Annotated in this window: 7 protein-coding genes; 6 read left to right on the forward strand and 1 reads right to left on the reverse strand. The window is 68.0% G+C overall.

What is annotated here, in order from left to right; genetic code table 11:
* Positions 1–4: 4 nt before the first annotated feature.
* Complete coding sequence (locus tag U5S82_16150) at positions 5–3,136, forward strand: PAS domain S-box protein (protein MDZ7753143.1); 3,132 nt, start codon at positions 5–7, stop codon at positions 3,134–3,136.
* Between the two features lie 24 nt (positions 3,137–3,160).
* Positions 3,161–4,348, forward strand: coding sequence for a response regulator (locus U5S82_16155; GenBank protein MDZ7753144.1), 1,188 nt, complete (start codon positions 3,161–3,163; stop codon positions 4,346–4,348).
* Positions 4,349–5,467: 1,119 nt separating this feature from the next.
* Here the strand turns inward: U5S82_16155 and U5S82_16160 are convergent.
* A complete protein-coding gene (locus tag U5S82_16160) occupies positions 5,468–5,935 on the reverse strand; it encodes a transposase (protein MDZ7753145.1) in 468 nt (155 codons plus the stop codon).
* A gap of 275 nt (positions 5,936–6,210) precedes the next feature.
* Here U5S82_16160 and U5S82_16165 point away from each other — a divergent pair, with 275 nt between their 5' ends.
* The 4 genes from U5S82_16165 to U5S82_16180 all read left to right on the forward strand — a co-directional run bounded on the left by U5S82_16165 (position 6,211) and on the right by U5S82_16180 (position 12,155).
* Positions 6,211–6,873: a CerR family C-terminal domain-containing protein gene (locus U5S82_16165; GenBank protein ID MDZ7753146.1), complete on the forward strand. Its 663-nt coding sequence runs from the start codon at positions 6,211–6,213 to the stop codon at positions 6,871–6,873.
* Positions 6,870–7,868 (forward strand): efflux RND transporter periplasmic adaptor subunit, encoded by a 999-nt coding sequence (locus tag U5S82_16170; protein ID MDZ7753147.1) that lies wholly within the window; start codon positions 6,870–6,872, stop codon positions 7,866–7,868. Before U5S82_16165 ends, U5S82_16170 begins: the two co-directional genes overlap by 4 nt.
* 77 nt (positions 7,869–7,945) lie before the next feature.
* A complete protein-coding gene (locus U5S82_16175; protein MDZ7753148.1) occupies positions 7,946–11,110 on the forward strand; it encodes an efflux RND transporter permease subunit in 3,165 nt (1,054 codons plus the stop codon).
* 187 nt (positions 11,111–11,297) lie between these two features.
* Positions 11,298–12,155, forward strand: a complete 858-nt coding sequence (locus U5S82_16180) for a TraB/GumN family protein (GenBank protein ID MDZ7753149.1) — start codon at positions 11,298–11,300, stop codon at positions 12,153–12,155.
* The last annotated feature ends 217 nt before the right edge of the window (positions 12,156–12,372 follow it).

The raw sequence follows: 12,372 nt of genomic DNA on the forward strand, positions 1-12,372 counted from the left end.
GGCCGTGGCCCCATCGAATGGCCGCGGCTATCGCCTGTGGGTGGCCCTGATCCTGGTGGCCGGCCTGGCCGTCGCCGCGCTGGCCTATGGGCAGCAAGCATCCGTAGTCGCTGTGGCCATGGCCGTGCTGGCCGTGTTGGCCCTGCTGGCCGCGGCCCTGGTGTTCATGCAGGGCCGCGGGGCGCGGCAGCAACGCCGCCTGGTGGCGGAGCGGGACGCCGCCCACCGGCAGTTGCAGGCGGCCGACGAAAAGATGCGCGCCATCTTCGACGCGGCCCGGGACGGCATCCTGCTGGCGGATGCGGACACGGGGCGCCTGGTGCTGGGCAACCGCGCCATCGGCACCATGCTGGGCTATACCGCCGCCGACATCCCCCGGCTCACGGTGGCCGATATCCACCCGGCCGATGAACTGGAGCGGGTGCGCGCCCTGTTCGCCGAGTCCATGCGGGACAGGATATCCCTGGTGCCGGATATGCCGGTCCGGCGCCGGGACGGCAGCGTGTTCCATGCCGAGATTAACGCCGCCCCCCTGGTGCTGGAGGGGCGCCAGCACGTGCTCGGGGTATTTCGCGACATCAGCCGTCGCCGGCACATGGAGCGGGTACTGGAGGAGAGCGAACGCCGTTTCCGGCGCGCCATGGAGGAGGTGCCCTTTCCCCTGATACTTCATGCCGAGGATGGCGAGGTACTCGCCCTCAGTCGCAGCTGGACCGAGATCAGCGGCTATGCACGGGAGGAGATCCCCGACCTGCCCACCTGGATGGAGCTGGCCTGTGGAGCCGAACGGGTGCGGGTGCGTGAGGCGGTCGCCCGCACCTACGGCTATGGTCATGCCACCGAGGACGGCGAGTTCCGGATGCGCTGCAAGGACGGTACGGAACGGGTGTGGGCCTTCCAGTCCGTGGGTCTCGACCCCCTGCCCGACGGCCGCCGCGTGGCGCTCAGCGTGGCGGCGGACGTCACCACGCGCCTCGAAACGGAAGCCATCCTCGACCGCCAGGCCCGCCGCGCCGAGGCCCTGTTGGAGTTGCCGCGGGTGGTGGAGACTCTGCCGGAGGTCGATTTCATGCAGCGCGGCCAGGAACTGGCGGAGGACCTCACGGGCAGTCGGGTCTCCTTCATCCACTTCGTCAACGACGACGAGCAGACCATCGAGCTGGTGACCTGGTCCCGGCGCACCCTGGACCACTACTGCTCCGCGGTCCACGACACCCACTATCCGGTGCAGCAGGCAGGCGTCTGGGCCGACGCCCTGCGGCGGCGGGAACCCGTGGTTTTCAATGATTACGAAGCCTATCCCCACAAGCATGGCCTGCCCGAGGGTCACGCGGAGCTGCGGCGCCTGATATCGGTGCCGGTCATCGAAGGGGGCCGGGTGGTGATGCTGGCGGGGGTGGGCAACAAGGATACGGACTACACGACCATGGATGTGGAGACGGTGCAGCTCATCGCCAGCCAGGTGTGGCGCCTGGTGCAGCGCCAGCGCATCGGCCGGGAGCTGGAGCAGTACCGCCACCACCTGGAGGACCTGGTAGACCAACGCACCGAGCAGTTGGTGGAGGCGCGCCGCCGGGCGGAGGCCGCCAACCTGGCGAAGAGCGAGTTCCTGGCCAACATGAGCCACGAGATCCGCACCCCCATGAACGCCATCATGGGTCTCACCCATCTGCTGGGCCGGGAGCACCCGACACCGGAGCAGGCCAAGCGCCTGGCCAAGATAGAGGAGGCCGCCCGCCATTTGCTGGCCATCATCAACGACATCCTGGACCTGTCCAAGATCGAGGCGGGCAAGCTGGTGCTCGAGGAGACGGACTTCTCCCTGGCCGCCGTCTTCGACCACGTGGCCGCCATGGTGCGGGAACCCCTGACCGCCAAGGGGCTGTCCCTGGCGATGGACCTCGACGCCGTGCCGCGGTGGCTGCGGGGCGACCCCACGCGCCTGCGCCAGGCCCTGCTCAACTACGCGGCGAACGCCGTCAAGTTCACCGAGCAGGGTGGCGTCACCCTGCGCGCCCTGGTGCAGGAACAGGCAGGCGAGGGGGTGACGGTGCGCTTCGAGGTGAGCGACACCGGCATCGGCGTGGACCCCGAGCGCATCGACGGCCTGTTCGGCGCCTTCGAGCAGGGCGATGCCACTACCTCGCGCCAGTACGGCGGCACCGGTCTCGGCCTGGCCGTCACCCGCCGCCTGGCCGGGATCATGGGGGGCGAGGCGGGGGCCACCAGCACCCCCGGCGCGGGCAGCACCTTCTGGTTCACCGCCCGCCTGGCCAGGGGGCGGGAAGGGGGCGAGCCGGTACCGGCGGAGGAGGGCGCAACGGGCGGGCCCCTGGCCGGGGCGCAGCGTGGGGCCCGGGTGCTGCTGGCGGAGGACAATCCCATCAACCGCGAGGTGGCCGTGGTGCTGCTGGAGGGCGCGGGGCTGGTGGTGGACACGGCGGAAAATGGCCGCGAGGCGGTGGAACGGGTGCGCCGGGATGACTACGATGTAATCCTCATGGACGTGCAGATGCCGGAGATGGACGGCCTGGAGGCCACCCGTATCATCCGTTCCATGGCGAGCCATGCCCGGCTGCCGATCCTGGCCATGACGGCCAACGTCTTCGAGGAGGACCGGCGGGCCTGTGAGGCCGCGGGCATGAACGGCTTCGTGGCCAAGCCGGTGGAACCCGATGAACTCTACCGCACCCTGGCCGCATGGTTGCCGCGGCGCGCGAATGGCGAAGGACACGGGGCGGAGGCGGTCGGGGCGCCGCCGCCGGACGGGACACCGGTGGCGGCATCCGGCCCGGAGGACCGCGCGGCGCCCATCATCGATCCCGCAGCCCTGGGACGGCTGTTCGGCGATGACGCCGCCCGCGGCCGGGAGTTCGTCGTCAAGTTCGCGGCCCAGAGCCGGGATACGGAGGCCGAGATAACGGCGGCCGTGGCGGCCCAGGACACCGAGCGCCTGGGCTTCCTGGCCCACCGCCTCAAGTCGTCGGCGCGCACCGTGGGTGCCAACACCGCGGCCGATCTGTGCCAGGCCCTGGAGACGGCCGCCGCTGCCGGGGATGAGCCCGATATGGCGCGCCTGGCCGCGGAACTGGCGGCGGCCCTGGAGGCGGTGCGGGACCATGTGGCGTCATCCTGATATCAGGGGGGGAAGACAAGGGTTATGGCCAAATCACATGATCTGAGTGCCAAGCGCATGCTGGCGGTGAGCGACTCGGCCGAGGAACTCGCCGATCTGCGCCACCTGTTGAGCGGCGAGTACGGGCGCTATCTCGAGAGCCACGACGAGGCCGGGGCCCTGAATCTCTTCATCAAGCACCACCCGGCGGTGCTGGTGCTGGCCTTCCGCAGCATCGAGAAGGCGGAGCAGTTCTACCTCACCCTCTACCGCCGGGACGAGCGCATTCACGAAGTCCTGCACCAGACCCTGCTGCTGTGCAGGAGCACCGAGTCCGAGCAGGCCTACCGGCTCTGCAAGAACGGCACCATCGACGACTACGTGGCCGACCGCCCCCTCTACGACCCCTTTCGCCTGCGCCTGTCCGTGGCCCAGGCTTTGAAGCGCCACAGTCAGATGCGCTACGTGGCCTCCTTGAGTGCCGACATCGCCGACATCACCGACAAGCTGCACCAGTTCGACCAGCTCATCGGCCAGCGCCTGGCCTTCGGCGGCGGTCAGCATGACGGCACCATTCGTGCATTCCAGGGCTTCACCCGCACCATCGGCTCGGACCTCAAGGGCCTGGAAGAAACCCTCAAGGGCCGGCGGGTCGGCAGTGGCGCGGGCCACGACGACATCGACGAGCATTTCAATGCTTTTCGGAGGAACACCCTGGAGTCGGGGCAGGAACGGGTACTGGCGCAGATGAAAGAGACCGGAAGCGTGTTCAAGGAACTGGAGGACGGCTACCAGAACTACACCCAGACCTTCAAACAGTATGCCCACAGTCCGGACACGCCGCGGGTGATGCTAGTGGACGATGACGACGCCTACCGGGAGATCCTGGCCACCATGCTGAAGGATGCGGGGCTGCAGATCCTCGAGGCCGGTGACGGCGCCACCGCCCTGGCAAGCCTGCGCCTCATCAAGCCCGACGCCATCCTTCTCGATTACCGCATGCCGGGCATGGACGGCATCGCCACCCTCCAGGAGATCAAGGCCAACCCCGAGACCCGGGATATCCCGGTGGTCATGCTCACCGGCGCCGGCGCCCGGGAGGTGGTGGACCAGAGCGTGCGCGCCGGCGCCCGCGGCTTCATCGTCAAGCCCAGCGACCGCAAGACCATCCTCGACAAGATCAATGCCGTCATCGCCCAGGCCGGCGAAGCCCGCCCCCGGCCGCCGGATTGAAGCCCGATCCACGGATACACCACCCGGGCCACGAATGTAGGTCGGGATTAATCCCGACATCCGGCCAGATACACCGCTACCGCACGTTCCCGCGGCGCCAAGGTCGGGATTCATCCCGACATCCCGGCCGGATACACCGCCACCGCCCGTTTCCGGGCCACGGATGTAGGTCGGGATTCATCCCGACATCCGGCCAGATACACCGCCACCGCATGTTCCCGGGCCACGAATGTAGGTCGGGATTCATCCCGACATCCAATCCCGCCGTATGCGCCCGGGGCCGTGTTGGAATCCCCACCGGCGGGCTGTCGGGCTGAAGCCCGACCTACAAACACCCCCCCCACCGCCTGTTCCTTCGGCACGGGTCGGGATTCATCCCTTCGGCACGAATGTAGGTCGGGATTCATCCCGACATCCGGCCAGATACACCGCCACCGCCGGTTCCCAGGGCACGAATGTCGGGATTCATCCCGACATCCAAGCCCCGCCCCATGTGCCCGGGGCCGGGCCGGAATCCGCACCGGCGGGCTGTCGGGCTGAAGCCCGACCTACAAACCCCCTCCCACCGCCTGTTCCTTCGGCACGGGTCGGGATTCATCCCTTCGGCACGAATGTAGGTCGGGATTCATCCCGACATCCAAACCCACGCCTATGCGCCCTGCGCCGGGCCGGAATTCCCACCGGCGGGCTGTCGGGCTGAAGCCCGACCTACAAACACCACCCCCACCGCCGGTTCCTTTGGCACGAATGTAGGTCGGGATTCATCCCGACATCCAATCCCAGCCCCATGCGCCCTGCGCCGGGCCGGAATTCCCACCGGCGGGCTGTCGGGCTGAAGCCCGACCTACAAACACCCCCCCCCTCACCACCTGTTCCTTCGGCACGGGTCGGGATTCATCCCTTCGGCACGAATGTCGGGATTCATCCCGACATCCAAACCCCGCCCCATGTCCCCGGGGCCGGGCCGGAATCCGCAACGGCGGGCTGTCGGGCTGAAGCCCGACCTACAAACACCGCTCCCGCCGCCCGTTCCTTCGGCACGGGTCGGGATTCATCCCTTCGGCACGAATGTAGGTCGGGATTCATCCCGACATCCAACCGCCTGGATGTTAAGGCCATCTATGGTTCCAGGAACAGGTCCGGATTATCTCCGTGAGCCAACCAGGTGCAATGCCAGTATGGGTAATCCCGGAGAGAAACGGCGATGCCCGCGCGAACGGGGTTGGCGAGCAAATAACGCGCGACGGCACACCGATCCTCTTCCTTACGCAATGCGTGATCGTGGAAGCCCTCCTGCCAGGTCGGTCCGCCGAGGGCACGCGCCGATCGCCCCTTCAGCAACCGCATGATATCTGGCAAGCAGCGATTGCCCTTCAGTCGGAGCAGACCGTGGAAATGGTTCGGCATGACGATCCAGGCCAACCAATCTACATCGCCTTGTGTTTCAAGCCTGCGGATCTCCGCCACGAACAAACGCATGTTGGTTGCATTGGAGAAGACGGGGCGTCGTTCAGAGCAGACTGTCGTAACGAGGTATTCCTGCCCCTCGATGCATCTCCTTCCCTTGCGTAGATCCCCATATCCCATGGTGCCTCCTTCCGTGGATTGGTTGTCCCGAGAGCATTATCCTAGCTGATAACGTCGTAACAAGGTCGGGATTCATCCCGACATCCAAACCCCGCCCCATGCGCCCTGCGCCGGGCCGGAATCCCCACCGGCGGGCTGTCGGGCTGAAGCCCGACCTACAAACCCCCTCCCACCGCCTGTTCTTTCGGCACGGGTCGGGATTCATCCCGACATCCGGCGCAACCTCCCGAGGATAATCGATTGCCTGTTTCAAACGGTTGTTTAACAATGCACCCATGATCCCGGTCGAAGACAGCCCGCGGCGTTCGCAAGCCACGCGGGAGCGCCTGATGGCGGCGGCGGTGCAGGTATTCGCGGAGCGCGGCTACGAGGCCGCCACGGTGCGAGACATCTGCCGGCGGGCCGGCACCAATGTGGCGGCGGTGAATTACCATTTCGGTGACAAGCATCGACTCTATGGGGCCATCTTCGACACGGTGTTTACCCTGTTGCGGGCCCGGCGCCGACGCTTCCTGCCGCCTCACCGGCCGCCTGAAGAACGGCTGCGGGTGTTCATTCAGGCCCTGTTCGAGGAAATGTTCCACTGCCTCGGGGATGCGGACGAATGCACGCGGCTGGCCGCCATGTACCTGATGGAGATGGTGCGTCCCACGGATGTGCTGGATCGGGTGGTGCAGGAGTATATCCGTCACGACGCCGAGGAACTGCGGGACATCGTGGCCGCTCTCCTCGGGCCGCGGGCGGGCCGGGACACGGTCGTCGACTGCTCGGCCAGCATCATCGGCCAGGTGCTCTACTATTACCATGCCCGCCCCCTCATCGAGCGCCTGCATCCAGAGGGACCACCCCCGGAACAGCGCATTACCGAACTGGTGGAACACATCAGTCGTTTCTCCGTCGCCGGGGTCAGGGCCGTGGGCGCGAGGTCCGAGCCATGACGGGTCGTGCCTTGATGGCGGTCTGCCTGGGGTTGGCGGCCATGACGCTGGCCCGGCCGGTGGATGCCGTTAATGACGTGGTGAAGGCCGGCGCGGCCGTGCGCGAGGTGCGGCTGTCGGGCTTCACGCGGCCGCGGGCACGCCTGCAGGTGATCACCGAGGAGGCCGGACGGGTCCTCGAGGTGCCATGGGAGGTGGGGGAGGCGGTGGCGGCGGAGGGGGTCTTCGCGCGCCTGGATACCACTTTCCTGGCCCTCGAGCTGGAGGCCAACGAGGTGGAGCAGGCGCGCCTGCGCGCGCGCATCGACTATGACCTGAAAGAGACCCAACGCCAGCGGGTGCTCGCGGAGCGGGGGGATTCCTCCCGGGCCGCCCTGGACGCCGCCGAGCAGGCCCTGCGGGATGGCCGCTACGCCCTGCAGGCCCTGGAAGTGGCGGCCCGGGTCCTGGAGGAGCGCCTTCGACGCACTCGCATCCACGCGCCCGCCGGCTGGCGGGTGAGTCGCCGCCAGGTGGAGCCGGGCCAATGGGTCAACGTCGGGGACCCCCTCGGGGAGGTGGTGGACCTGTCCCTGCTGGTGGTGCCCTATGCCCTCACCGCCGAGCAATTCAACGCCCTGAAGGTCCGGCCCGATGGCTTGCGACTGGAACTGCCGGAACTCGCTGAGACGGTGGCGGCCGAGGTCCACCGTGTATCCCCGCACTTCGACCCGACGACCCGCAAGATCCCCGTGGAGCTGGCCCTGCGTCTCGAGCCGGAACAGGCACGGGGCGGCTGGCGGGCGCTGCTCACCCTGGAATTGGCGGCGGAGCCGGGCACCGTGCAGGTGTCGCGGCGGGTCCTCCGGGGCAGCTACGAGGAGCACTGGCTGGTGCGCGAGGGCGGCGAGCGGGTGCCGGTCACCGTTTTGCGCGGCCTCGATGCCGATAGCGTCACGGTCAACGCCCCCGGTCTCGCCCCCGGCGACCGCTTCCGTGTCCGCCCCCGGGACTGACCCGCCGACCATCATGGCTCGTCCGGGAATAAAGGGATCGATCTCGCTGCGCGAGCGGGTTCCGGGATGACGCCGTCATGACCCCCGTCGTGCGCTTCGCCCTCGGCCAGACGGTCCTGTTCAACCTCGTGTTCGTGCTGCTCATGGTGGCCGGGGCCTTCTCGGTCATGCAGATGCCGGTGGAGCGCTATCCCGAGGTCAACTTCGGCAAGGCCCTCATCGTCACGGTCTATCCCGGCGCCTCGCCGCGGGACGTGGAGGCCCTGGTGACCCGGGAGGTGGAGGACTCCCTCGAGGGTCTGGAAGAGGTGGAGTTCATCCAGGGCAGGTCCACCCGCGAGGTGTCCACGGTGATGGTGAAGTTCCGGGACGACACCGACTACGAGGCCCTCTACGACGAGCTGCGCTTCCGGGTGCTGTCGGTGCTCGACGAGCTGCCGGCGGGTGTCGACCCGCCCACTTTCAATCTCGTCCGGACCTCCGACTGGCTGCCGGTGGTGGCGGTTAACCTGGTGGGCGAGCGTTCCAACCGTGCCCTGTCCCTCATGGCCGAGGAGCTGCGTGTGCCCCTGGGGACCATCCCCGGGGTAATGGATGCGGAACTGCAGGGGGAGTACGTACGGGAGTTTCATGTCTACCTGGACCCCCACCTCATGGAGGCCCACGGGGTCAGTTACGAGCAGGTGGCCGCCGCCCTGCAGGACGCCAACGTATCCATACCGGCGGGTGACTTCACGGATGCCTCGGGGGAGTTCGTGGTCAGCGCCGACGCACGCTTCCGCAACCGCGACCAGGTGGTCTCCACCGTGGTGCGCCGGGACGCCGACGGCTCCTTCGTCACCGTCGGCGACGTGGCCTCGCGGGCGGTCATGGGTCACCGCGACCCCGATGTCATCACCACCGTCAACGGCCGGTCCTGCGTCACCATCAGGGTGTTGAAGACGGACCGCGGCAATGCCCTGGACATCTACGACGGGGTGCAGGCGGCGGTGGCCGACTTCGCCCCGGCCCTCGCCCGCCAGGGCGTGGAGGTGGTGCTGACCCAGGATTCCACCACCTACATCGAGGAGGCCATGACCACCCTGGGCTCCAACCTGGCCCTCGGGATCCTGCTGGTGAGCCTGGTGATCTGGTACTTCATGGGGCTGCGCAACGCCGCCATCACCACCGTCGGCATCCCCTTCGCCTTCCTGGTGACCATGGTGTTCATGTACCTCACCGGCAATTCCCTGAACGAGATCACTCTGTTCTCCTTCGTGCTGGTATCGGGCATCGTCGTGGACGACGCCATCGTGGTGGTGGAGAACATCTACCGCCACGTCCAGAACGGCGAGGAGCTGGAGCAGGCCATCGTCAACGGTGCCGCCGAGGTGCTGATGCCCGTGGTGTCCGCCACCGCCACCACCGTGGCCGCCTTTCTGCCCATGCTCATCATGACCGGGGCCACGGGGGAGTTCTTCGCCCTCATCCCCAAGGCCATCGCCTTCGCCATCGTCGCCTCCCTCATCGAGTGCATTTTCATCCTGCCCATCCACTTCAAGGACTACGGCCCGCGACCGAACGGCCGCGGGGTGCCGGACGAGGACCACGACAACGCCCTCATGGTGCCCCTGCGCCGGCTCACCAACCGCCTCATCCATGTCACCCTGCGGTTCCGTATCACCAGCGTCGTCACGGTGCTCATCGCCTTCGTGGTGTCCCTGGCCATGCTGGCGGTGTCGGTGGCGGGGATCGCGCCCCTCATTCGCATCAAGTTCTTCCCGGACGACTACAACCTCTACTACGCCTTCGTGGAGGGGCCGCCCCATACCCCCATCGCCGACACCTCCGAGCGGGTGCGGGCCATCTCCGAGTTCATCATGGCCGATGGTCCCGGCGCCGCCCGGTCCGCCGCCGGGTTCGCCGGCTTCGTCATCGACGAGAACTACGAGCAGCAGTTCGGCCGCCATCTGGGCACCGTGATGGTGGCCCTGCCGGCGACGGCGGACCGCGACTTCGAGGACGCCCTGGACCACCTCGAGGAGATCGCCGGGCGGCTCGAGGCGCGCTTCGGCACGGATGGTTTCCGCATCCGGGTGCGGGCGGAGAAGGACGGGCCGCCGGCGGGCAAGGATGTGAGCATCCGCGTCGTGGGCAGTGACGACGGGGCGGTGGAGCGTCTCGCCGACGGCATCCTCGGGGCCCTGGCGGCCAATCCCGATGTCGCGCCCCATCTGTCCCAACTGGCGGATGACCGCGGCGAGCCGGCACGCCTGTATCGCTTCGAGGTGGATGAGCAGCGGGCCCATGAGTATGGCCTCTCCAAGGCGGCCGCGGCGCGCCTGGCGGCATCGGTCCTGGACGGGCGCTACATCGGCAAGTACCGCACCGGGGACGAGGAGGTGGACCTCAAGCTGCGGGTGGACCCCGCTTACCTGGAGCGCCCGCACAAGGCCCTGGACATCCCGGTCCTGGAGCACCCCAGCGGGCCGGTGCGCCTGGGGGACGTGGCGCGGGCGGTGCCGGCGGTGGAACTCGATGAGCTCGCCCGCTACCAGGGCCAGCGCAGCCTCACCATCACCGCCGACATCCGCAGCGGCACCCCCATCTCCACCCCGCTGGTGGTCAAATGGGTGAAGGGCCATTACGCCGCCATCCGGGACGATTACCCGGGTGCCACCATCACCTTCGGCGGGGCCTTCGACGACACCCAGCGCTCCTACCGCTCCCTGACCTATGCCTTCGGCCTGGCGGTGCTGCTCATCTACCTGATCCTGGCCACCCAGTTCAGGTCCTACGGGCAGCCTCTCATCGTCCTGTCCGCGGTGGTGTTCTCCATCATCGGCGTGGTGCTCGGCAAATTCGTCTCCCAGTCCCTGTTCACGGTGAACAGCTTCATCGCCGTGGTGGGGGTGACGGGGGTGGTGGTGAACGACTCCCTGGTGCTGCTGCACTTCATCAACCGCAACTATCGCGCCGGCATGAGCCGCCGCGCTGCCATCCTGGAGGGCGTGCGGCTGCGCCTGCGGCCCATCCTACTGACTACCCTCACCACCAGTCTCGGCCTGCTGCCCATGGCCGTAGGCGTCCCCAGCTACTCCCTGGTGTGGGGTACCATGGCCTCGACCTTCGTGGCCGGCCTGGCCACCGCCACCTTCCTTACCCTGTTCATCATCCCCGTGGAATGGGACCTGATGATGGGGTGGCAGGAACGCCGGGCGCGGCGCCGGCACCGGCTGGCGGCAGCGGGGGGGGCGACCTGATAGGTCGTTCCGAAGGGTGCAGGACGCCGCGGGATCCGGCGTGGCCCCCGCGGGTGGGCAAGGCAATGCGGGCCCGGGGCAACCCACCGCCGGGGCCGCGGTCCAACACCATGACTCAGGGGGCATGGCCCGTGCGCCGGCGCCTCGGGCCCGGCCGGGAGGCCTGCCCGGACCAGGGAGACCAACCATGAAACGGTTGTGGATTATCGTGTTGCTGTTGATGATCTCCGCCGGCGCCCGGGGCGAAGCCGCCGTGTGGGTGGCGGAGAAGGGCGGTGAGCGGGTGTTCCTCGCCGGCACCATCCATATGCTGCGCCCCACGGACTACCCGCTGCCGGCGGAGTTCGAGCGGGCCTACCACCAGGCCGATACCCTCTACCTGGAGACCGACGTGGAGCGCATGGAGTCGCCGGCCCTGGCCGGTGAACTCCTCCGGCGCATGACCCTGCCCACGGGGCGCACCCTGGAGGACGTGTTGTCCCCGGAGGCCTACGGGGCCCTCCAGGCCTATGGCGAGGCGCGCGGCGTCGCCCTCCAGAGTCTCGAGCGCTTCAAGCCGGCCATGGTGATATTGAGCCTCATCGGCCTGGAACTGGAGCGCCTCGGGGTGGCGGCCGAGGGGGTGGGCAGCTCCATGTACCGCATGGCGCGGCGGGACGGCAAGACGGTGGCCGAGCTGGAGAGCGTGGAGGCGCAGCTGGATTACCTGGCCGCCATGGGCGAGGGGCGGGAGAGCGCCTTCGTGCTCTACTCCCTGGAGGATCTCGAACGCACCGATGAGCTCATGGAGGAACTCATTACGGCCTGGCGCGGCGGCGACATGGAGACCCTGAGGGAACTCTTCGTGACCGACATGAAACGCGCCTTCCCCGGCCTCTATGCCAACCTGCTGGTGAAGCGCACCCGGGAGTGGTTGCCCCGGGTGGAGGGCATGTTCGAGGAGCCCGGCACCGAGCTGGTGCTGGTGGGGGCGGCCCACCTGGTGGGCGAGGAGGGGCTGCTGGCCCTGCTGGAGCGCCGCGGTTACCGGGTCAGGCCCCTGTAGGCGGGAACCATCCCGATATCAACGGATGCGGGTCGGGATTCATCCCTTCGCCACGAATGTAGGTCGGGATTCATCCCGACATCCAATCCCGCCCCATGCGCCCGGGGCCGGGCCGGAATCCCCATCGGCGGGCTGTCGGGCTGAAGCCCGACCTACAAACACCACCCCCCACCGTCCGTTCCCGGGGCACGAATGTCGGGATTCATCCCGACATCCA

It is taken from the genome of Gammaproteobacteria bacterium (assembly GCA_034522055.1).
GTDB lineage: Bacteria > Pseudomonadota > Gammaproteobacteria > JAABTG01 > JAABTG01 > JAABTG01.